We start from the raw sequence: 21,838 nt of genomic DNA on the forward strand, positions 1-21,838 counted from the left end.
CACGGCGGAGCCGTTCCCCTGAGGGTGGTCGTGGGCGGCGAGTGGGCGATCAGTGGCCATGCACACCATTCTCTCAGGTCCCGGGGGCCGGTCCGGAACAGGCCGCGTACGAACGGGAACCGATCCGGCCCGGGCGGTGTACCAAGGATGTGAGGACGCGGGAGGGGGGCCGCATCGTCGATGAGGCCGCGGTGATCGCACGCGTACGCGCCGGGGAGCCGGAGGCGTACGCGCAGCTGGTGCGGGCTCATACGGGCATCGCGCTCAGGGCGGCCGCCGCGCTCGGCGCGGGTGCGGACGCGGAGGACGTGGTGCAGCAGGCGTTCGTGAAGGCGTACTGCTCGCTGGGTCGCTTCAGGGACGGCTCGGCGTTCAAGCCGTGGTTGCTGTCGATCGTGGCCAATGAGACGAGGAACACAGTGCGGGCGGCGGCCCGTCGGCGCACCCTCGCCGGGCGCGAGGCGGCGCTGGTCGAGGCGGACCCGCTGATACCGGAGTCGGCGGACCCGGCGGTGGCCGCGCTGGAGCGGGAGCGCCGGGCCGCGCTCCAGGCCGCCCTCGGCCGGCTGAGCGAGGAGCACCGCCTGGTCGTCACCTACCGCTATCTCTTGGAGATGGACGAGGCGGAGACGGCCCAGGCGCTGGGCTGGCCCCGTGGCACGGTGAAGTCCCGGCTGAACCGCGCGCTGCGGAAGCTGGGACGACTGCTTCCGGAATTCGAGCCTCGGGAAGGGGGTGAGACGCATGGGTGACGGGCGGCGGCGAGAGCCCGGGGACGGGCTGGGCGGCGCGGACGGCGGCCGGGGGCGCGGTCCGGGCGCGGACGGCAGCCGGGGGCACGGTCCGGGCGCGGACGGCAGCCGGGGGCGCGGTTCGGGCGCGGAGGGGGCCGACCTGCCTGAGGAGCTGCGGGCGCTCGGGCGTGCGCTGGACGCGCGGGCCGGCGCGGACGGCCCCGAGACGATGGTCGAGCGGGTGCTGGCCGAGATACTCGCCGAACGTCTGCCCGTCCCGGCGCCCGAACCGCCGGGTCCCCGTGAGCGGCTGCGCGCGCTGCGGCGCTGGGCGCGCCGGCGTTGGCGTGCGCTGATGGCCGCGCTGTGCGGCCTGGTGGCCGTGCTCGTGCTCACACCTCCGGTGCGGGCGGCCGTGCTCGACTGGTTCGGCTTCGCGGGCGCCGAGATCCGGTACGACCCGTCGGCGACGCCCTCCCCCGGTGCCGGGGTCCCCGGCTGCGGGAGCCCGGTGCCGCTCGCCGAGGCGGAGCGCCGCGCCGGGTTCGCGCCGGTGGTGCCGGGGCGGCTCGGAACACCGGACGCGGTCGCCGTCACCCGCGAGCCGCAGGACCGGTTCGTGGTCAGCCTGTGCTGGTACGAGGGCGGGCGCACGGTCCGGCTGGACGAGCGGCGCGCGGGGCTGGACCCCCGCTTCGGCAAGACGGTGCGGGTCCAGCCGGAGTGGATCACGCTCGGTCCGGAGGAGACGGACGGCGAGACGCCCCGGACGGGTCTGTGGTTCGACCGGCCGCATCTGCTCTCCGTGTGGCTCGCGGACGCGCAGGGCGTCTTCGAGCGCGAGGTGCGTACGGCCGGGCCGACGCTGCTGTGGACGCACGAGACCGGGGGCGGGACGGTGACGTTCCGGCTGGAGGGTGTGGAGGGGGTCGCTCGGGCGACGGAGATCGCGCGGTCCGTGGAGGAGTGAGGGCGGGCGGTCCGGGGCCGGTGCGCGGTTCCGGTGCCGGTGCCGGAAAAAGGTGGGCCGGAGGTGGGAACCGGGTGGGGGTGGGCGGTGTACCAGAAGTGTCATGCGGCTCGGGGACGGGCCGCTCGGGTGGCACTCGGGTTGGGGGTTCGGATGTGGGGAGCGGAGAGCGGCAGGCCGCGGGGCTCGTGGCGTCGACTCATGGGTGTGGCGGGGGCATTGCTCGCGGGCTGTGCGCTGCTGCTGTGGGGGCTGGCGCCCGTGGCGTCCGCCGGCGGACCGACGAGCGTGCTCCTGTCGGCGCCGGGGAGCCAGCGGACGGCGGCGCTGTACTACTCCGACCGGGAGTACGTCGCGCTGGAGAAGCTGCTCGGCACCCCGGCCAGGGGGTCCCGGGAGCAGCCGCCGGAGGAGTCGCTGATGGCGGCCGACCAGATCAACGTGACGTGGATGGTGCACGACGTGACGCCGTGGCGCATCGACCGGGTCCACCGGATGGCGCGCGGCAAGGACGTGTGGATCCGCCGGACGACGGACGTCGAGCGGCAGACACACGGCTCCTGGTACCGGGCCGCCCGTCCGGGCGAGCTGCGCGCCCTGCTCGACGAGCTGGACCTGACGGGCGGGCCGACCTCGACACCGGGGGCGTACGAGGAGCCGGCCGAGACGGGGGACGCGGCGGCGGAAGCCGCGTCGGAGGCGTCGGGCTCGGGGGCGGCGGCCTCGGGGGCCTCGGCGTCTCCCGCCGCACGGGCGTCGTCCGGGCCGGGTGCCGGTACGGGGTGGTGGTGGGCCGTGCCGGGCGCGGTGGCCGGGGCGGTGCTGGCGCTGGGCCTGCGCCCGGTCGTCGCCCGGCGGCCCTGGGACCGGCTGCGCGGTGAACCGGGGCCGCGTCAGGAGCTGCGGGACGTGTGAGGTGGGCCCCGGCGGGGCGGGCAGGCATCGGACAGCGACGGACGTGGAGGAGCCGTGGGGGTCATGGGGCGAGGGGGGCCGTAGGGGTGAAGGAGGCGGGGCGGAGAAGGCCGTGGCGGTGGGGCGCGGAAGGCGCGGGACGGCTCGGGGCCGTGGTCCTCGCGCTGGTGTCGGGCGCGGTGGTATCCGGTGTGCTGGTCGGTGGGTCCGGGGCGGTCGCCTCGGCGGCACCGGTGCCGGTGCGGGATGTGCCCGATGTGGCGGTGGTCGTCGAGGGCGACGGCGGGCGGACGACGGCGCTGCACTCCGGTGACCGGGACTTCGCCCGGCTGTGGCAGCTGTTCCATCCCACGTACGCGGGGACGGAGCGGGTGCCCCGGGAGTGGGCCGAGGGGCGCCATCCGCCGGTCCGGCTCACCGTGCTCTGGGGGCTGACGGGCATCGGCGGCTGGCCGCAGACGGACCGGGCGCCCGGCGGGGATGTGGCCCTGCGGCGCCAGGACCAGCTGGTCGTGGCGGGCGACGGCACCCCCTGGGTGCGCTCGGACCTCGCGCCGGACGTGGAGGACGACGACATCCGCTGGCATCGCGCCCCGCGGTCCGTCTTCGAGCGGCTGGAGCGCGGGCGGCTGCTCGGCGGGGCGGAGGACGGGCCGGCGGGGAGCGGCCTGACGGGGTACGGCACGGCGGAGGCCGTCGCCAAGGAGCGGGCCGGCGCGGGGGCGGACGAGGTCCGGTGGGCGCTGGCGGGGCTCGCCGTCGGGGTCGCGGCCGGCGCGGGCGGGACGGCGCTGATACGCCGCGCGGCGGCCCGGCAGGGAGCCGGACCGCCGCGGGAGGAGCCGCGCCAGGAGCTGATCGATCTGGACCGGTGAGACACCGGGCGGGTCGCGGACAGCTCGCGAGTGGGTCGCCGGGGCGTCAGCCCAGGTCGACCTCCGGGTACAGCGGGAAGCCGGCCACGAGGTCGGTGGCCCGGCGGGAGATCTCGTCCGAGACCTTCGCGTCGAGGATGTGCGCGGCCTTGGAGGGGGCGCCCGACTTGGTGGTGCCCGGCTCGGTGGTGGTGAGGACGCGGTCGATGAGGGCCGCGACCTCGTCCATCTCGGCGGTGCCGAGGCCCCGGGTGGTCAGGGCGGGCGTGCCGATGCGGATGCCGGAGGTGTACCAGGCGCCGTTCGGGTCGGCCGGGATGGCGTTGCGGTTGGTGACGATGCCGGAGTCGAGCAGCGCGGCCTCGGCCTGGCGGCCGGTGAGACCGTAGGAGGAGGCGACGTCGATCAGGTTCAGGTGGTTGTCGGTGCCGCCGGTGACCAGGGTGGCGCCCCGGCGCGTCAGGCCCTCGGCCAGCGCGCGGGAGTTGTCCACGATGCGCTGGGCGTAGTCCTGGAAGGAGGGCTGGCGGGCCTCGGCGAGGGCGACGGCCTTGGCGGCCATGACGTGCGGGAGCGGGCCGCCGAGGACCATCGGGCAGCCCCGGTCGACCTGGTCCTTGAGGGAGTCGTCGCACAGCACCATGCCGCCGCGCGGGCCGCGCAGCGACTTGTGGGTGGTGGTGGTGACGATCTGGGCGTGCGGGACCGGGTCGAAGTCGCCGGTGAGGACCTTGCCGGCGACGAGGCCCGCGAAGTGGGCCATGTCGACCATGAGCGTGGCGCCGACCTCGTCGGCGATCTCGCGCATGATCCGGAAGTTCACGAGACGGGGGTACGCGGAGTAGCCGGCGACGATGATCAGCGGCTTGAACTCGCGGGCGGACGCGCGCAGTGCCTCGTAGTCGATGAGGCCGGTGGCCGGGTCGGTGCCGTAGGAGCGCTGGTCGAACATCTTGCCGGAGATGTTCGGGCGGAAGCCGTGGGTGAGGTGGCCGCCGGCGTCCAGGGACATGCCGAGCATGCGCTGGTTGCCGAAGGCGCGGCGCAGCTCGGCCCAGTCGGCCTCGGAGAGGTCGTTGACCTGGCGGGCGCCGGCCTTCTCCAGGGCGGGGGCCTCGACGCGGTCGGCGAGGACGGCCCAGAAGGCGACGAGGTTGGCGTCGATGCCGGAGTGCGGCTGGACGTAGGCGTGCCGGGCGCCGAAGAGCTCCTTGGCGTGCTCGGCGGCCAGGGACTCGACGGTGTCGACGTTGCGGCAGCCGGCGTAGAAGCGGCGGCCGACGGTGCCCTCGGCGTACTTGTCGCTGAACCAGTTGCCCATCGCCAGCAGGGTGGCCGGGGAGGCGTAGTTCTCGGAGGCGATCAGCTTGAGCATCTCGCGCTGGTCGGCGACCTCCTGGCCGATCGCGTCGGCCACGCGCGGCTCGACGGCGCGGATCACGTCGAGGGCGGCACGGAAGGCGGTGGACTCGGGAGAAAGGGACTCGGCTGGCATGGGGACCTCCGGACGTCGTGTGCAGCGTTCACGGGTCGGCCCAGGCGCACGGCACTCGCTCTGGACGGGGTCCAGTGGGCCGCTCCCCGATGGTTGGTCCATCCCAGCGCGCCAGTCACGGCCCGTGAGCCAGCCTACCGGGCGGGCCGCGCCGGGGGCCCGCACGTCCACCATGCGGGCCCGGCGTGGAGGGTCGGGGTGCGTCAGAGGATCACGTGCGGGAGGAAGCGGGCGTACTCGTCCGTGATGAGACCGGAGGACTCGCGGATGCCGAGGCCGGCCGGTTCGTCCTCGACGACCCAGGCGCCGAGGACGACGTGGTTGCCGTCGAACACGGGCAGCGGGGCCAGCTGCTGGTAGCAGCAGGGCTCGTCGCGCACCTCGGCGGCGGCGCCCTTCTCGTGGACGGTGACGCCGGCGCCCTCGCGGCCGAGCAGCGGCTTGGCGACGTAGCCGGTGGTGTCCGCCAGGTCGCGGGGGCTGTCGAGGTAGGCGGGCAGGAGGTTGGGGTGGTCGGGGTAGAGGTCCCACAGGACGGCGAGGAGGGCCTTGTTGCTGAGGAGCATCTTCCAGGCCGGTTCGATCCACAGGGTGGTGCCCGTGCCGCCGCCGTTGTCGAGCGTGTCGAGGACGTGCCCGGCGAACCGGTCGGTGGTCAGCCACTCCCAGGGGTAGAGCTTGAAGCAGCTGCGGATGAACCGGAGCCGGGTGTCGACGAAGCGGCCCGACAGGTGCTCCCAGCCGATCTCCTCCATGGAGATCCAGCCGGTGTCCAGGCCGGCCTGCTCGGCCGTCTCCTTGAGATAGGCGACGGTCATCAGGTCCTCGCCGAGCTCGTCGGCCGAGGAGTACGCGAAGTACAGGGGGCTGCCGGGCGGGAGCCGGTGGGCCTGGCCCCGCCAGGCCTCGACGAGGCGTTCGTGGAGGGAGTTCCACTGGTCGGCGCCGGGGAAGCGCTCCTCCATCCAGAACCACTGCGGTGAGGCGGCCTCCACCAGCGAGGTCGGGGTGTCGGCGTTGTACTCCAGCAGCTTGGCCGGGCCCGTGCCGTCGTAGCGCAGGTCGAAACGGCCGTAGACGGAGGGCAGTTCGGCGCGGCGGCGCCAGGACTCGGTGACCGCGTCGACGACCCGCGGGTCGGTGATGCCGAGGTCGGCGAAGCGGCCGGCCGAGACGATGTGGTCGGCGGCGGCGAGGCACATGTGGTGCAGTTCGGCGACGACCTCCTCCAGCGCCTCGACCTCCTCCAGGGAGAAGACGTAGTAGGCGCTCTCGTCCCAGTAGGGGCGCAGGGAGCCGTCGGGGTGACGGGTGAGCGGGTAGACGAGGCCCTGTTCCTCGACGGTCCGCTGCCAGTCGGGGCGGGGTTCGATGGTGCGACGCTGCATCGGGGCGCCTCCGCTCAGCCGCCGCCGCTGCCGGAGCAGCCGAAGCCGCCCCGGTCGACGGCCTCGCTGCGGCTGAAGGTGCCGGAGTCGGCGCGGCCGCGGGACACGTCGGCGTCGTAGTACCAGGCGGCGTCCGAGCGGCTGGACGTCTTGCGGCCCTTGCCGCTGGAGGAACCGGAACCGCCCGAGCAGTTCTTGTCCGCGACGACCTTGTAGCCCTCGTAGGTGTAGCTGTCCCGGTCGACGCAGCGCCGGTCGGGGTCGGAGCCGCAGGAGGTCAGGGCCGCGGCGATGACTCCCATCCCGCCGAGGACGACCGTGCTGGACCGCAGCCGTCGTCGTGTTTCCGCCATGTGTGTCTCCCCCGTCGAGTTCGTGTCCGTGTTTTGTCCGTGGTTCGTCAGGCGGACAGCCTAGGGAGGTGACGGGCGCGCTCTCGTGGCGGGGCTGGGTTCCCCCTCCTCCCCTACAGTCAATTCGTGCTGTTAGGGATGCTTTGTGCGTTGGGTGCGGCGGTCTGCTTCGGAGCGGCGACCGTGCTGCAGGCGATGGCCGCGCGGACGGCGAGCGCGCAGGGAGGTGGGGGCGGCGAGGCGGGTGTGCTGCTGCGCGCGCTGCGGCAGTGGCGCTATCTGGCCGGTCTCGGGCTCGACGGACTCGGCTTCGTGCTGCAGGTCGTCGCGCTGCGCTCGCTGCCCATCTACGCGGTGAGCGCCGCCCTCGCGTCCAGTCTCGCGGTCACGGCGGTCGTCGCGGCCCGGCTGCTGCGGGTGCGGCTGAGCCGGGCCGAGTGGGGAGCGGTGGCCGTGGTGTGCGCCGGTCTGGCGATGCTGGGCCTCGCCTCGGGGACGGAGGGCGACAAGGAGGGGTCGGACGCGCTGAAGTTCGCGATGCTCGGGGTGGCGCTGGCCGTGCTGTGCGTGGGGCTGGCCGGGGGCCGGCTGCCGGAGCGGGGGCGCGGGCTGGTGCTCGGTCTGGCGGCGGGGTTCGGCTTCGGGGTGGTGGAGGTGTCCGTACGGCTGATCGACTCGGTCTCGCCCGGGCATCTGCTGTCCAACCCGGCGACGTACGCGCTGCTGCTCGGCGGCGGGGCCGCGTTCCTGGCCCTGACCTCGGCGCTCCAGCGGGGCTCGGTGACCGTGGCCACGGCGGCCCTGGTGATCGGCGAGACCGTCGGCCCGGCGCTGGTGGGCGTGGTCTGGCTGGGCGACCGCACCCGGGAGGGCCTGGCCTGGCTGGCGGTGCTCGGCTTCCTGGTGTCGGTGGCGGGCGCCCTGGCCCTGGCCCGCTTCGGGGAGGCACCGCCTCCACAGGACCCGGGGATTTCCCCGGGTGCTTCCCGGAGGCCCGGGGAGGGCCGCCGTCCCTAGCGTTCCGCTGTACCGGCCGACAGGCGGCCGGAGCGAACCAGGGGGTAGTCATGGGACCGAACGACGCACAGATCGTCCGGGTGTTCAGCCGCGAGCCCAAGGGCGCGATCGCGGACATCACGCTGGACCCGAAGACGGACGGCGAGATCGTGGTCGAGGCGGAGGCCGGCGACACACTGCACGACGGGCAGGGGAAGTACACGGTGACGCTCGCCCTGCGCGACATCTCCGACGGCACGGCCGTTCTCGCACAGGTGGCGGGCGCCGCTCAGCCCGGTCTGGTGGAGGGCTCGTTCGGCGACGCCCACTGGCCGGACCTGCCGGGCCGTTTCGAGTTCGTCGTGAGCGGTGCCGAGCTCCAGGCGCACAAGGGGCACCTGCTCCAGGCGTACGCGACCGTCCTCTACGGCAACAAGAAGATCGGGGCGACCTCAGCGATCAGCCCGGTGTTCCAGGTGCTTCCGCGCTAGGGGCGATCCGGGCGGCGAGTTCCACCCGGGACCGGATGCCCAGCTTGGCGTAGGCATGGCTCAGGTGGTACTCGACGGTCTTCGCGCTGAGGACCAGCTCGCGGGCGATCCGGCGGTTGGTCAGCCCGGTCGCCGCGAGCTGGGCCACGGCGAGTTCCTGCGGGGTCAGTCCGTGCCGGGGGCTCGCGGTGCCGTGGGGGGCGGCTCCGCAGGCGGTCAGTTCCCGGTCGCAGTGCTGGAGGAACGGCACGGCGCCCAGTTCGTCGAACGCCGCCCGGGCCGCGGTCAGCCGGTCCAGGGCGGCGGTCCGGCGCCCGGTGCGCCGCAGGAACGCGCCGAAGTCGAGCTCGACGCGCGCCCGTTCGAACGGCAGGTCGAGGGTCGCCGACCGCTCCAGGGCCTCGGTGAACGCGTCCCGGGCGCTCTTCGGCTCCCGGCGGGCCGCGTGCAGGGTGCCGCGCGCCCGGCAGACGGCCACCAGTGTCGACGCCCGGGACCGGTGTACGGCACGGGTGTGCAGGGCCGTCAGCACCTCCTCCGCCTCGTCGAGCCGGCCGGCGGCCACCAGGGCGTCGGACAGGAGGTCCCGCCAAGGCACGCACGCCGGCTCGGCCGTGAAGTCGAGCTCCTCATGGGCGAGGAGGGGCAGCAGGCGGTCGACGGCGGCGGTGGGGTCGCCCTGGACGAAGGCCAGCCAGCCGAGGCCGTACGCCACGAAGACCTCGACCATGGCGGACTCCCGGACCACCGGATTGGCCCGGGCCAGCCGCAGATGCCGGGCGGCGCCCTCCAGGTCGCCGCGGGCCGCGAGCGGGAGCGCGGCCTCGGCGTGGATCACCGGCGCGAACCAGCGCTGCCCGAGGTCGGCGGCGACGGAGGACGCCGCCTCCCAGTGGGCCGTCGCCGGGTCCCAGGCCCCGCACTGGAACTCGGCCTTCGCCAGGACGGCCAGCGCGATCACGCGCAGCGGCACCGGTCCCTGCCGGGCGAGTTCGGCGGCCCGCTCCAGGTCCTGGCGGGCCTGCCCGCAGCGGTCGGTGTAGAGGTGCAGGGCGCCCCGGCCCATGAGGAGTTCGACGTCCTTCGCGCCCACGAGGGCGGCGGCGGGCAGCCCCTCGGCCAGCCGGAACCCGGTGTCGTACGCGCCGAGGTGCCCCAGCGCGGCCAGGTGCACGAACCGCAGTGTGCCCCCGGAGCGCGCCCGTCCGCCGGGCTGCCGGGCCCGGTCGGCCCACGCGCACACCTGGGAGGACCGGCCGCGCATCATGTGGACCATCACATGCTGTTCCGCGATCCGGGCCTCCAGGGCGGGGTCGGCGCCGGGGACGCGCAGCCGCCACGCCTCCTCCAGCAGGGTGGCGGCCCGCCCGATGTCCCCGGCGACCAGCGCGAGATGACCGCGCACGCAGCACCGCAGGGCCTCCTCGGTGCTCTCGGGGAGGGCGGCCGCCACACCCCGCGCCTCCTCCTCGCGGCCGTCGAACAGCAGGGCCTCGACCGCCTCGCAGTCCAGCCGGGCCGCGTCCGCGGGGGCGGCGGTCAGCCGGGCCGCGTACCGCAGCAGGGGCGCCGCCTCCACCCAGCGCCCGAGGGCGCCGCGCCGCCGGGCGCAGTCGGCGAGTTCGGCGGCCAGCCGCTCGTCGGGGCCGTGCGCGGCCCGCGCCCGGTGGTGCAGCCGGGTGAACGGGTCGTCCTCGGCCTGCGCCGCCCTCGTGTGCAGGGCCGTACGGCGGACCGGGCCGAGCCGGTCGTACACGGCCGCGCGGATCAGCGGGTGCGGGAACGCGACGGTGACGGCGCCGGCCTGGGGCAGTTCCCGCAGCAGACCGTGGGTCAGGGCCTGGGCCAGCGCGGCCGGCGGATCGCCGACGCCGGCGAGCCGGGCGGCCCGGGCGAGGGCGCACGGGGTGCCCAGCACGGCGGCGGCCCGCACCAGGTCGCGGGCGGGCCGGTCGCAGCGCGCCAGCCGGTCCCGTACGAGGCGGGTGTACGACCGCGGCGCGGGCAGCGCGGCGTCGGCGGACCGCAGCGTGCGGGCGGGCACCTCCTCCAGCAGGGCCCGGCAGTGCAGCGGGTTGCCGCCGGTGTGGCGGTGCAGCCGGAGCGCGGCGGCCGGCTCCAGCGGCTCGGGGAGGAGGCGGGCGCTGAGCCCTGCGACGTCCCGCACGCCCAGTCCCCCGAGCCGCAGTCGCAGGGCACGGTCGTCGGTGAGGATGCGGCGCAGCCCGTCGGGCAGACCCGGGTCGTCCACATCGCGCACGACCAGCAGGCACAGCACCCGGTCCGCGTCGAGGCGGCGCAGCGCGAAGGTGAGGGCGTGCTGGGACGGCGCGTCCGCTCAGTGCGCGTCGTCCACGACCAGGACGACCGGGTGCTCTCCCTGCAGTTCACCGAGGGGTTCCAGGAGCGCGGCCCCGGCGGTGAGCGGGTCGGTGCGCACGGGCCGGCCGAGGAGCTGGTCGAGGACACCGTACGGCAGGGCCGCCTCGTTCGCCTCGCCGGCCGCCGTGAGGACACCGCCGCGCGCGGTGCCGTCGACGAAGTGCCGTACGAGGGCGGTCTTGCCGATGCCGGCGGGCCCCTCGACCACGACCAGCCGGGGCCGGCCCTGCGCGGCCCCCTCGTAGCATCGGCGCAGTGCCGCGAGTTCGCCGGTCCGCCCCAGGAAGTCGGCGGTCCCCGCCCGGCTCCCCCCGTGCATGGCCGTGTCGGTCACAACCCCTCCCCCGAGGTCGTTTCCCGGTGCCGCGTCCCGGCGCCGGGCCGGTCCAGCATCCAGCGGGCGGGCGGTGCGAGGGGGCGGAAGGCGGAGAACTACGTCCGGGGACCGGTGCCGGAGGGTGGTGCTCTGCGCGAGGCCGGGTACGCGTGGCGGCGGGGAGCGTGCGGGCCGATGGCGTATCCAGGCGCAGGGCGCGAACGGGCGGGGCGCGGACGGGCGGGGCGCCGCTCAGGGCAGGACTCTGCAGAGGGCCTCCAGGGTGGCCGCCCAGGCGTGGTCCGGTGGGGTGCCGTAGCCGACGACCAGGGCGTCGAGGGGGTCGGTCAGGGCCTGTTCGTGGCGGTAGAAGCCCAGGCCGTGCAGGGCGAGGCCCTGCCAGGCGGCCGCCTGGACCACGGTGCCCTCGGTGCCGGGCGGGAGGCGCAGGACGGCGTGCAGGCCGGCGGCGATGCCGGTGACGGGGATGTCGGGGGCGTGTTCGGCGAGGGCCCGCACCAGGGCGTCCCTGCGGCGCCGGTAGCGCAGACGGGCCGCGCGGACGTGCCGGTCGTAGGCGCCGGAGGTGAGGAACTCCGCGAGGGTCAGCTGGTCGAGCACGCCGCAGGTGTCGGAGCCGCCCTTGGCGTCGGTCACCTCCTCGACCAGCGCGGGCGGCAGCACCATCCACGCCAGGCGCAGGCCGGGGGCGAGGGACTTGCTGGCGGTGCCGAGGAAGACGACATGGCCGGGGGCCAGGCCCTGGAGGGCGCCGACGGGCTGGCGGTCATAGCGGAACTCGCCGTCGTAGTCGTCCTCCAGGACGAGTCCGCCGGTGCGGCGCGCCCACTCCACGACCGGGGTGCGGCGGCTCTGGTGCAGGGGCACGCCCATGGGGAACTGGTGGGCGGGGGTGAGCAGGACGGCCCCCGCGTCGGCGGGCGGATCCCCCGGGTCCGTGCCGCGCTCGTCGAAGGGCAGGGCCGGGATCGCGAGACCGGCCGCCGTCAGCTGGCGCCGGTGCGGCGCGAGGCCGTACGACTCCACGGCGATCGTGCGGACGCCGCGTGCCCGCAGGACCTGGCCGAGCAGCCGCAGGCCGTGCACGAAGCCGGAGCACACCACGATGTGCTCGGGGTCGGCGCGTACGCCCCGGGCGCGGGCGAGGTAGCCGGCGAGCGCGGTGCGCAGTTCGGGGCGGCCGCGCGGATCGCCGTACCCGAGGGACTGGTTGGGGGCGGCGAGGAAGGCGCGGCGGGCCGCCCGCAGCCACTCCGCGCGCGGGAACGCCGCGAGGTCGGGGGTGCCGGGGACCAGGTCGTGGGCGGGGCGGGGGCTCTCCGGGCGTGGGCGGGCGGGGGTACCGGGCGGTGGGATCACCGGGCGGTCGGCGACCCGGGTGCCGGACCCCTGCCGTGCGGTGAGCCAGCCCTCGGCGACCAGGTCGGCGTAGGCGTCGGCGACCGTGTTGCGGGCGATGCCGAGGTCGCCGGCGAGGGAGCGGGAGGAGGGCAGCCGGGTGCCGGGCGCGAGCCGGCCGGTGCGGACGGCTTCGCGCAGGGCGTCGGTCAGGCCCCGGCGCAGCCCGGGTCCGGTGGGGTCGAGGTGCAGGTCGATGCCGAAAGTGGCCCAGCGTTCCGCCATGGAAGTGGACCATACTCCTGGGCTGCCTCGCGCCTAGATTCAAGGTATGACGAACACGCCGACCACCACGGACACCACCTCCGAGCCCTACGCCGCCGAACAGCCCGCCCGTCTGGAGTGGGTGCGGCACTCCCCCGAGGTCTACAAGGCGATGGTCCGCCTCGACGCCGCCGCCCGGAAGGGCCTCGACCCCCGGCTGCTCGAACTGGTCAAGGTCCGCGCCTCCCAGCTCAACCAGTGCGCCTACTGCCTGGACATGCACTCCAAGGACGCCCTCGCGGCCGGGGAGAGCGTCGAGCGGATCGTGCAGCTCGCCGCCTGGGAGGAGTCCCGGCACTTCTACACGGAGAAGGAGCGCGCGGCGCTGGAGCTGACGGAGGCCGTCACGGTCCTCACGGACGGGTTCGTGCCGGACGAGGTGTTCGAGCGGGCCGCCAAGCACTTCGCGGAGGCGGAGCTGTCCCAGCTGATCGCCGCGATCACGGTGATCAACGCCTGGAACCGCTTCGGCGTGACCTGCCGCCTGACGCCGGGTCACTACCGGCCGGGGCAGTACGCGTAAGGGCGGTCTCGCTCGGACATGCCGTGCAAGGCCGAAGCCCGGCCCGATCCAGCCACAGGCGGGACGGGTCGGGCTTCGGCACGTGGGGTGTCGGCGGGGCGGCTAGGGGAGCCACTTCTTCCAGTCGGACTCGTGGGCGTCCGCCCACTTCTTCGCCGCCTCCTGCGGTGACATCTTCTGGTCGGCGATCATCAGGGAGACCTCGTTCTGGTCCTCGGTCGTCCACCTGAAGTTCTTCAGCAGGGCCGCCGCGTCGCCGCCGCTCTTGGCGAAGTCCGCGTTGAGGTACTTCTGGAGCGGGGTGTGCGGGTAGGCGCAGGCGACCTTCTCCGGGTCGGCGTCGCAGCCCTCCTTGTACTCCGGCAGCTTCACCTCGGTCATCGGGACCTTCTCGAACAGCCACTGCGGCGAGTACCAGTACGTCAGGAAGGGCTTCTTCTCCTTGGCGAACTGCTTGATCTGGGTGATCTGGGCCGCCTCGGAGCCGGCGAACACCACCTGGTAGTCCAGGTCGAGGTTCTTCACCAGCGCCTTGTCGTTGGTGACGTAGGACGGTGAGCCGTCCATCAGCTGGCCCTTGCCGCCGCTCTCCGGTGTACGCATCTGGTCGGCGTACTTGTTCAGGTTCTTCCAGTCGGTGACGTCCGGGTGGGCCTTCGCGAAGTACGTCGGGACGTACCAGCCGATGTGCCCGGTGACGCCGAGGTCGCCGGCGTTCACGATCGTCTTCTTGTCCTCGACGTACCGCTGTTCCTCGTCCGGGTGCCCCCAGTCCTCCAGGAGGGCGTCGACCCGGCCCTGGCTGAGCGCGTCCCAGGCGGGCACCTCGTCGATCTGCACGGTGTCGACGCGGTAACCGAGCTCGTGCTCCAGGAGGTACTGGGCGACGGCCACATTGGCCTGGGCGCCCACCCAGGACTGCACGGACAGGGTGACGGTCCTGGCGCCCTCGGCGTTGGCGAAGGGCGACGCCTGCTTCGTCATGTCGGCGGCGCCGCAGCCGGTGAGCAGCGCCAGCGAGGACACCGCGGCCACGAGGGCCGTCGTACGGATGCGCGGACCCATGTCAGGCTCCCTTCGTCGCGCGGCGTTCGGTCGGCTGCGTCACCCGGTCGAGCATCAGGCCGAGGCAGACGATCGCGGCGCCGGCCACCAGTCCGGTCGCCAGGTCGCCCTGCGCGAGGCCGAAGACGACGTCGTAGCCGAGCGCGCCACCGCCGACCAGGCCGCCGATGATGACGACGGCGAGGACCAGGACGACGCCCTGGTTGACGGCGAGCAGCAGCGCGCGGCGGGCCAGCGGGAGCTGGACCTGGCGGAGCTGCTGCGCCGGGGTCGCGCCGAGCGAGCGGGCGGACTCCAGGGCGGCCGGGTCGACCTGGCGCAGGCCCTGGGTGGTGATCCGGACGACGGCGGGCAGCGCGTAGACGACCGCCGCGGCGACCGCGGGGGCCCGGCCCACGCCGAACAGGGCGACGACCGGGATGAGGTACACGAACTGCGGCATGGTCTGGAAGACGTCCAGGACCGGGCGCAGCAGCCGTTCGAAGCGGTCGCTGCGGGCGGCCGCGACACCGGTCGCGAAGCCCACGACGAGGGTGACGGCGACGGCCGCGAGGACCTGGGAGAGCGTGTCGAGCGACGGCTTCCACACGCCGAGCACACCGATGGCGGCCAGGGCGAGGACGGCGGTCAGCGCGGTGCGCCAGGTGCCGATCAGCCAGGCCAGGGCGGCGACGATCAGCAGGAGCGCCCACCAGGGCAGCCCCTGCAGGCCGTCGCGCACCGGGTCGAGGACCCAGGTGGTGAAGTGGCCGGCCCAGTCGGCGGTGCCGCCGACGACGGGCACACCTGAGTAGAGGTGCGCGGTCATCCAGTCGACGGCGCGGTTCACGGGCTCGGCGATGTTCAGCACCCAGGCGTCGGGCCAGTCGACCCGGCCCGCGAGGCGTCCGGCGACGGCCACCGCGACGGTGCCGGCGAGGGCGACGAGCCACAGCCGCCGGCCGTGCGGGTGCGGGTCCTCGCCGAGCGCCTGGCCGGCGGCGCCGGTGACGCGGTCCAGGACGACGGCGAGCAGCACGATCGGGATGCCGGCGGCGAGCGCGGCACCGACGTCGACCGAGGCCAGCGCCTGGTAGACGCGGTCGCCGAGGCCGCCCGCGCCGATGACGGAGGCGATGACCGCCATCGACAGCGCCATCATGATCGTCTGGTTGAGGCCGAGCAGGAGTTCCTTGCGGGCCAGTGGGAGGCGTGCTGTCAGCAGGCGCTGCCGCGCGGTCGCGCCGAGCGACTCGACGGCCTCCAGGACCTCCTTGTCGGCGCCGCGCAGACCGAGGGCGGTGAGCCGGGCCATGGGCGGGGCGGCGTAGACGACGGTGGCGAGGACGGCGGCGGGCACGCCGATGCCGAAGATCAGCACGACGGGCAGCAGATACGCGAAGGCGGGCAGCACCTGCATGGTGTCCAGGACGGGCCGCAGCACCTTGTCCGCCCGGTCCGACAGTCCGGCGGCGAGCCCCAGGAGGGCGCCGACGACGACCGAGGCGAGGACCGCGACGACCATCAGCGCGAGGGTCTGGGTGGTCGGCACCCACATGCCGAGGAACCCGCAGGCGAGGAACGCGGCACCGGTCCCGGCGGCCAGCCTCCACCCGGCGACACGCCAGGCGACGAGGGCCGCGGCGGCGGTGACACCGGCCCAGCCCGCCGCGAGCAGCACGAGGTACACCCCGCGTACGGCGAGCACGACCGCGTTGCTGATGTGCCCGAAGAAGTAGAGGAACAGCGGGTGGCTGTCGCGGTTGTCGATGATCCAGGTGCTGGTGTCGGTCAGCGGCCCGGAGACGTCGACGGTGAGCGCGGCCGGCCAGCTGCCGCTGGACCAGCGGGCGTGGGCCAGCGGCACCAGGATCGCGGCGACGACGGCGAGCAGCGCGAGCTTGCGGACGGCGGGGCGCGCGAACAGGCCCGGCGACGCGGGGCGCGCGGCGGTGGCGGTGACGGTCGTCATCAGACCGCCCCCTTGGGCTGCTCCGTTCCGGCCACGACACCGAGAAGCCGTTCGTGGTCCACCACCCCCAGGCAGCGGCCGTCCTCGACGACCCGGGCCGGGGAGCCGGTGCGCGCAACCGCCTCGATCGCCTCGGACACGGTGGCGTCGGGCGCGAGGGCCGGGCCGTTGCCGGTCTCGTCGGCGGAGGCGGCCCGCATGGCGGTGCGCACGGTCATGACCTGTTCGCGGGGGACGTCGCGGACGAACTCACGGACGTAGTCGTCGGCCGGGGAGCCGACGATCTCCTCGGGGGTGCCGAGCTGGACGACCCGGCCGTCGCGCATGAGGGCGATGCGGTCGCCGAGCTTCAGCGCCTCGCTGAGGTCGTGGGTGATGAAGACCATCGTGCGGCCCTCGTCCTGGTGCAGGCGGACGACCTCCTCCTGCATGTCCCGCCGGATCAGCGGGTCGAGCGCGCTGAACGGCTCGTCGAAGAGCAGCACCTCGGGGTCGACCGCGAGCGCCCGGGCGAGCCCGACGCGCTGGCGCTGCCCGCCGGAGAGCTGACCCGGCCTGCGGTGCTCCATGCCCTCCAGACCGACCTTGGCCACGACCTCGGCGGCCCGCTCGCGGCGCGCGGCCTTGCCGAGGCCCTGGATCTCCAGCCCGTACGCCACGTTGTCGAGGACGGTGCGGTGCGGGAGCAGACCGAAGTGCTGGAAGACCATGGCGGCGCGGTGGCGGCGCAGTTCGCGCAGCCGGCCGCGGTCCATGGCGCGCACGTCCTCACCGTCGATGGCGATGCTGCCGGCGGTCGGCTCGATGAGCCGGGTCAGACAGCGCACGAGCGTGGACTTGCCGGAGCCGGACAGGCCCATGACGACGAAGACCTCGCCCTTGCGGACGTCGAAGGACACGTCCCGCACGGCCGCCGTGCAGCCGGTGCGCTCGCGCAGCTCGGCGGCCGGGAGCGCGGCGAGCTCCGGGTCGGCGGGGACCCGGCGCGCCTTGGGGCCGAAGACCTTCCACAGGCCGTCGACGGAGAAGACCGGCTCACCGGTCGGGGGTTTACGGGTCTCGGGTGTCGCGTCACGAGGCGTCAGGGGAGCGGTCGTACTCATCACGCCTCACCTCCCATCAGGTCCGCCGCCTTCTCCCCGACCATGAGCACACCGATCATCGGGTTCACGGCGGTCATGGTCGGGAAGACGGAGGCATCGGCTATTCGGATGCCTTCGAGGCCGCGGATCCGCAGTTCGGGGTCCACGACGGCCAGTTCGTCGTCGGCGGCGCCCATACGGCAGGTGCCGGCCGGGTGGTACACGGTGTGCGCGACCTTGCGCGCGTACTCGCTGAGCTCCTCGTCGCCGGTGATCTCCGGGCCGGGGCAGACCTCGCGCTTGAGCCAGTGCGCGAGAGGTTCCGACGCGGCGATCTCGCGGGCGATGCGGATGCCGTCGACGAGGGTGCGGGCGTCGTAGTCGTCCTCGTCGGTGAAGTACCGGAAGTCCAGCGCGGGCTTCACGGACGGGTCGGCGCTGGTCAGGTAGAGCCGGCCGCGGCTCTTCGGCTTGGGGATGTTCGGAGTCATGGAGACGCCGAACTCGGGCCGCCGGTAGCCCAGTCGCTCCGGGTTGTCCGTGAACGGGATCTGGTAGAAGTGGAACATCAGGTCGGGGCCCGGGTGTTCGGGGTCGCGCCGCACGAAAAGGCCCGCGTCGGAGTCCATCGCGGAGTTGTCCGGGATGGGTCCGTCGGTCTCCCAGACGATCACGGACTCGGGGTGGTCGAGCAGGTTCTCGCCGACGCCCGGCAGATCGTGGGCGACCGGGATGCCCAGCTCGGTCAGGTCCCGCTTCGGGCCGACGCCGGAGTGCAGCAGCAGACGGGGCGTGTCGACGGCGCCGGCGCACAGGACGACCTCGCGGCGGGCCCGGATCAGCGTCTCCTCGCCGTCCTTGGTCCGCACGTGCACGCCCTGGGCGCGGGTGCCGTCCAGCTCCAGCCGGTACGCCCACGTCTCCAGCAGGATCGTGAGGTTCTCCCTCTCGTCCATGACGGGGTGCAGATACGCCACCGACGCCGAGGAGCGCTTGTTGTTCTCGGGGTGGTAGGCCAGGTCGAAGAAGCCGACGCCGTCATTGAACGGCTTCTTGTTGAAGCCCTCGACACGCGGGACGCCGAGCGTCTCCTGGGCGGCGTCGACGAAGTCGCGGGCGATGGCGTTCCGGTCCTTCTCGTCGACCGGGACGATGTTGTTCTTCAGCCGGGCGTAGTACGCCTCCATGGGTACCGCGCCCCAGCCCTCGGCGCCGGCCGCCTCCCACTCGTCCCAGTCGGACGGCAGCGGCTTGAAGGCGATCAGGGTGTTGTGCGAGGAGCAGCCGCCGAGCACCCGGGCCCGGCTGTGCCGGATGTGGCTGTTGCCGCGCGGCTGTTCGGTGGTCGGGTAGTCGTAGTCGAGTTCACCGCCGAGGAGGCCCATCCAGCGGCGCAGGGTCAGGACGTCGTCGCGGCCGACGTCGCTGGGGCCGCCCTCGATGACGGCGACGGTGACATCGGGGTTCTCGGTGAGCCGGGAGGCGATCACCGAACCCGCGGTGCCGCCTCCGACGACGACGTAGTCGTAGACAGGGGTGTTCTCGGACATGAGGGGGGTACTCCAGGGGCTTGCGAAGTCTTGTGCGGCGAGAAGGGGTCGAAGTGTCAGCCGGCGAACCAGCGCACCGGGCGGGGCGCGAGGTTCTGGTAGACGTGCTTGGTCTCGCGGTACTCGGCGAGTCCTGCGGGGCCGAGTTCGCGTCCTACGCCGCTCTTGCCGAAGCCGCCCCACTCCGCCTGCGGGAGGTAGGGGTGGAAGTCGTTGATCCACACGGTGCCGTGGCGCAGCCGTCCGGCGACCCGGCGGGCCCGGCCCGCGTCGGCGGTCCACACGGCGCCGGCGAGGCCGTACTCGGTGTCGTTGGCGAGTGCGACGGCCTCGTCCTCGGTGCGGAAGGTCTCGACGGTGAGAACCGGGCCGAAGACCTCCTCGCGGACGACGCGCATCTCGCGGTGGCAGTGGTCGAGGACGGTCGGCTCGTAGAACCAGCCGCTCGCCGGGCGGTCCGCGGACGGCTCGGGGCGCCGGCCGCCGGAGCGCAGCACGGCGCCCTCCTTGAGCGCGGACTCGACGTACGCCTCGACCTTGTCGCGCTGCTGCTCGGAGACGAGCGGGCCGCACTCGACGCCGTCGGCGGTGCCGCGGCCGAGGCGGATCTTCTGCGCCCGGCGGGCGAGTTCGCCGACGAAGCGGTCGCGCACGGACTCCTCGACGATGAGGCGGGAGCCGGCCGAGCAGACCTGGCCGCTGTGGATGAACGCGGCGTTGAGCGCCTGGTCGACGGCGGTGTCGAAGCCCTCGTCGGTGGCGCAGGCGTCGGCGAAGACCACGTTGGGGTTCTTGCCGCCGAGTTCGAGCGCGACCTTCTTGACGGTGGGCGCGGCGGCCTGGGCGACCTTGGTGCCGCTGGCCAGGCCGCCGGTGAAGGAGACCAGGTCGACGTCGGGGTGCTCGGAGAGCCGGGCGCCGACGGAGTGGCCGGGGCCGGTGACGATGTTGGCGACGCCGGTGGGCAGGCCCGCCTCGGCGAGCAGGTCGATCAGAGCGATCGTCGTCAGCGGGGTGATCTCGCTGGGCTTGACGACGAAGGTGTTCCCGGCGGCGAGCGCCGGGGGGATCTTCCAGCTGGCCTGGAGCAGCGGGTAGTTCCACGGCGTGATCAGCGCGCAGACGCCGACCGGCTCGTGCACGACGACGCTGTGGATGTCGGGGGAACCGGCGTCGACGACCCGGCCGGGGGCCTCGGCGGCGACGACGTCGGCGAAGTACCGGAAGGCGTCGGCGACGCAGTCGATGTCGACGCGCCCCTCCTCGACGGTCTTCCCGGCGTCACGGCTCTCCAGCAGGCCGAGCTTCTCGCGGTCGCGCACCAGGAGGCCGGCGACCTTGCGGAGCAGGGCCGCGCGGTCGGCGACCGGGGTACGCGGCCACTCGCCCTGTCCGCCGTCGAAGGCGCGCTTCGCGGCCGCCACCGCCAGGTCGACGTCCTGCTCGTCGCCCTCCGCGACCACGGCGAACGGCGACGCGTCCGCGGGGTCGAGGATCTCGCGCGTCGCGCCGGAGACGGCGCCGCGCCATTCCCCTCCCACGTGGATGGTGCCGCGTGCCTGGAGTTCCGTACTGTCCGCCATGATCGGTGTTGCCTTCCGTTCCTGTCACGAACCCATGCGTCACACAGGGGTCACTCACGGGACCGAGTGCACCTGCCCGCACCCCTCGCTTACATGCGCGATCGGCGAACGAAAGTGCGCCGGGTCACTGAAGATCCGCCCATAACCGGACATAGCGCATCGCAACCTCGGCCTGGGCCGGGTGCGGGTTCGAGAAACGGCGGCCCGGCGTCAGCTCGGGGTGAACGCCGACCGTGCGTTCTGGAGGGTCTCCTGGGTCGTGGGCCAGTCGTCCGTCGTACCGCGGACGACCATGGCGTACAGACCGCCGTCGTCCGTCCGGAACACCCGGTCGACGGCCCTGACCCGCTCGCCGAGGTCCTTGCTGTCGTACTCGTAGACGAGCTCGCTCGCGTCGGTCTCGCCGGGGACGGGGCCGCGGCTGATCTCCGTGAAGCCCGGCTGCTCGGAGAGGGTCTTGAAGGCCTCGCCCAAGGCGCCATCGGGCGTGAGGCCCGGTTCGACCACCTCGAAGATCTGCAGCAGACGGCGCTCGTCGGGCGAGGTGTAGAAGACGACGGCCCCGCCGTCGCGCTCGCTGCGGGTCCAGTCCTCGGGGACCACGGTGGTGAAGCCCGAGGGATCGTCGACCAGGCGGTGACCGTCCGGTACGTCGGGTGACTCGGACGCGGCGGAGAACGTGCCGTCGGTGGGTTCGGCCCAGTCGGACGTGGCGTCCGAGGGCGCTGTCGGGGCGTCCTCGGAGGTGGCGGCCGTGCTCGACGCGGTGCCGCCCGCCTTGTCGTCGCCGTCGTCCCCCGTACCGCCGACCGCGAGCCAGGCCGCCAGCGCGGTGACCGCGACCGCCGCCACGGCCGCGCCGACGACGACTGCGGGGCGCCGGCCGCCCGGCGCGGCGGGCGGTACGGAGGGCGGCTGGGGCCAGCCGGGCGGAGCCGGCGTGTGCCACTCCCCCGGCCCCTCGCCGCCGGAGCCGTCCGTCCCGGGTGGCCGAACGGGCGGCGGGGGCGGGGCGGGGTGACCGTCCGCGCCCACCGGCACCCACGACTGGGTCTCCTTGTTCCACCGGACCTCGCCGGCGCCCCGGCCCCCCATCGTTCAGCCTCCGATGAGTCCGGCCACGGCCGTGCCGAGGGCCGTCGCCGACGTGATCGCGCCGAGGACGCCGCCCGACGCCTCGAGGGCCGTACGGAGCCGGGTGAGGACGCCCGGCTGGGCCTGGCCGGTGGTGGTGACCTCCCGCTCGGTCTCCTCCAGGCTCGCGGAGAGTTCCCGCGTCTCGGGGGTGACCGGATACCTCTTCAGGTCCTCGCCGAGCTCGCGGACGGCCTGGAGCAGCGCCTGGTACGCCTCGTCGGCCGGGGCCGACGTCGACGTGTAACTGGCGCTCGCCCCCGCACCGACCGCGATGCCGTTGCCGGTGACGGATCCCCCCACATAGGTGCCGGAGCCCTGGGCGTCGCCCGCCGGTGACTGGTTCATGTCG

Annotated in this window: 20 protein-coding genes and 1 riboswitch; of the genes, 7 read left to right on the top strand and 13 right to left on the bottom strand. The window is 74.1% G+C overall.

All coding sequences use genetic code 11. The features are described from left to right. The first annotated feature begins 149 nt into the window (after window positions 1–149). The 4 genes from KBY32_RS09200 (at window position 150) to KBY32_RS09215 (ending at window position 3,494) form a co-directional block, all read left to right on the top strand. On the top strand, window positions 150–752 hold the full coding sequence (locus KBY32_RS09200; protein ID WP_181890409.1) for an RNA polymerase sigma factor: 603 nt from the start codon (window positions 150–152) through the stop codon (window positions 750–752). Then, window positions 745–1,704 (top strand): hypothetical protein, encoded by a 960-nt coding sequence (locus tag KBY32_RS09205; protein WP_247689217.1) that lies wholly within the window; start codon window positions 745–747, stop codon window positions 1,702–1,704. The genes KBY32_RS09200 and KBY32_RS09205 overlap by 8 nt, the downstream gene beginning before the upstream one ends. Before the next feature lie 201 nt (window positions 1,705–1,905). Next, window positions 1,906–2,619: a hypothetical protein gene (locus tag KBY32_RS09210; protein WP_210979576.1), complete on the top strand. Its 714-nt coding sequence runs from the start codon at window positions 1,906–1,908 to the stop codon at window positions 2,617–2,619. 152 nt (window positions 2,620–2,771) lie between these two features. Further along, on the top strand, window positions 2,772–3,494 hold the full coding sequence (locus tag KBY32_RS09215; protein WP_374224917.1) for a hypothetical protein: 723 nt from the start codon (window positions 2,772–2,774) through the stop codon (window positions 3,492–3,494). 46 nt (window positions 3,495–3,540) lie between these two features. Here KBY32_RS09215 and KBY32_RS09220 read toward each other — a convergent pair whose 3' ends face one another. The 3 genes from KBY32_RS09220 to KBY32_RS09230 form a co-directional block, all read right to left on the bottom strand. After that, entirely contained in the window at window positions 3,541–4,989 is a 1,449-nt protein-coding gene (locus tag KBY32_RS09220) for a glycine hydroxymethyltransferase (protein ID WP_055625301.1), read from the bottom strand. A gap of 31 nt (window positions 4,990–5,020) precedes the next feature. Beyond that, a riboswitch (ZMP/ZTP riboswitch) is annotated at window positions 5,021–5,118 on the bottom strand. Between the two features lie 74 nt (window positions 5,119–5,192). Then, window positions 5,193–6,377 (bottom strand): glutathionylspermidine synthase family protein, encoded by a 1,185-nt coding sequence (locus tag KBY32_RS09225; protein WP_210979577.1) that lies wholly within the window; start codon window positions 6,375–6,377, stop codon window positions 5,193–5,195. Between the two features lie 14 nt (window positions 6,378–6,391). Beyond that, entirely contained in the window at window positions 6,392–6,730 is a 339-nt protein-coding gene (locus KBY32_RS09230; protein ID WP_055625299.1) for a hypothetical protein, read from the bottom strand. Between the two features lie 138 nt (window positions 6,731–6,868). On the opposite strand from KBY32_RS09230, the gene KBY32_RS09235 reads away from it, so the two are divergent. Both KBY32_RS09235 and KBY32_RS09240 read left to right on the top strand, forming a co-directional pair. Next, window positions 6,869–7,747 carry a hypothetical protein gene (locus KBY32_RS09235; protein ID WP_247689218.1) on the top strand — a complete coding sequence of 293 codons (879 nt, stop codon included), beginning with the start codon at window positions 6,869–6,871 and terminating at the stop codon, window positions 7,745–7,747. Window positions 7,748–7,797: 50 nt separating this feature from the next. Beyond that, window positions 7,798–8,217, top strand: a complete 420-nt coding sequence (locus KBY32_RS09240; RefSeq protein WP_210979578.1) for a hypothetical protein — start codon at window positions 7,798–7,800, stop codon at window positions 8,215–8,217. On the opposite strand, the gene KBY32_RS35810 is transcribed toward KBY32_RS09240, so the two are convergent. The 3 genes from KBY32_RS35810 to KBY32_RS09255 form a co-directional block, all read right to left on the bottom strand. Next, on the bottom strand, window positions 8,186–10,477 hold the full coding sequence (locus KBY32_RS35810; protein WP_210979579.1) for a LuxR family transcriptional regulator: 2,292 nt from the start codon (window positions 10,475–10,477) through the stop codon (window positions 8,186–8,188). The two genes, KBY32_RS09240 and KBY32_RS35810, sit on opposite strands and share 32 nt — an antisense overlap. A gap of 78 nt (window positions 10,478–10,555) precedes the next feature. Continuing rightward, window positions 10,556–10,933, bottom strand: coding sequence for an ATP-binding protein (locus KBY32_RS09250; protein WP_210979580.1), 378 nt, complete (start codon window positions 10,931–10,933; stop codon window positions 10,556–10,558). 234 nt (window positions 10,934–11,167) lie between these two features. Then, window positions 11,168–12,559, bottom strand: coding sequence for a PLP-dependent aminotransferase family protein (locus KBY32_RS09255; protein ID WP_210979581.1), 1,392 nt, complete (start codon window positions 12,557–12,559; stop codon window positions 11,168–11,170). Window positions 12,560–12,605: 46 nt separating this feature from the next. On the opposite strand from KBY32_RS09255, the gene KBY32_RS09260 reads away from it, so the two are divergent. Next, window positions 12,606–13,121: a carboxymuconolactone decarboxylase family protein gene (locus KBY32_RS09260; protein ID WP_210979582.1), complete on the top strand. Its 516-nt coding sequence runs from the start codon at window positions 12,606–12,608 to the stop codon at window positions 13,119–13,121. A gap of 102 nt (window positions 13,122–13,223) precedes the next feature. On the opposite strand, the gene KBY32_RS09265 is transcribed toward KBY32_RS09260, so the two are convergent. From KBY32_RS09265 to KBY32_RS09295, 7 genes are all read right to left on the bottom strand, one after another. Then, window positions 13,224–14,186, bottom strand: coding sequence for an ABC transporter substrate-binding protein (locus tag KBY32_RS09265; RefSeq protein ID WP_210979583.1), 963 nt, complete (start codon window positions 14,184–14,186; stop codon window positions 13,224–13,226). 1 nt (window position 14,187) lies between these two features. Further along, on the bottom strand, window positions 14,188–16,137 hold the full coding sequence (locus KBY32_RS09270; protein WP_210979584.1) for an ABC transporter permease subunit: 1,950 nt from the start codon (window positions 16,135–16,137) through the stop codon (window positions 14,188–14,190). Next, window positions 16,137–17,240, bottom strand: a complete 1,104-nt coding sequence (locus tag KBY32_RS09275; RefSeq protein WP_055625292.1) for a glycine betaine/L-proline ABC transporter ATP-binding protein — start codon at window positions 17,238–17,240, stop codon at window positions 16,137–16,139. Before KBY32_RS09275 ends, KBY32_RS09270 begins: the two co-directional genes overlap by 1 nt. Then, the gene (locus KBY32_RS09280; protein WP_210979585.1) at window positions 17,240–18,769 is read right to left on the bottom strand and encodes a GMC family oxidoreductase; all 1,530 of its coding nucleotides are present in this window, start codon (window positions 18,767–18,769) and stop codon (window positions 17,240–17,242) included. Before KBY32_RS09280 ends, KBY32_RS09275 begins: the two co-directional genes overlap by 1 nt. Before the next feature lie 56 nt (window positions 18,770–18,825). Further along, on the bottom strand, window positions 18,826–20,352 hold the full coding sequence (locus KBY32_RS09285; RefSeq protein WP_210979586.1) for an aldehyde dehydrogenase family protein: 1,527 nt from the start codon (window positions 20,350–20,352) through the stop codon (window positions 18,826–18,828). A gap of 210 nt (window positions 20,353–20,562) precedes the next feature. After that, on the bottom strand, window positions 20,563–21,447 hold the full coding sequence (locus tag KBY32_RS09290; RefSeq protein WP_210979587.1) for a hypothetical protein: 885 nt from the start codon (window positions 21,445–21,447) through the stop codon (window positions 20,563–20,565). A 3-nt stretch (window positions 21,448–21,450) separates the two neighbouring features. Beyond that, entirely contained in the window at window positions 21,451–21,834 is a 384-nt protein-coding gene (locus tag KBY32_RS09295; protein ID WP_055625288.1) for a hypothetical protein, read from the bottom strand. Between the last annotated feature and the right edge of the window lie 4 nt (window positions 21,835–21,838).

Source organism: Streptomyces sp. RK62 (genome assembly GCF_018070255.1).
Lineage (GTDB): Bacteria > Actinomycetota > Actinomycetes > Streptomycetales > Streptomycetaceae > Streptomyces > Streptomyces nigra.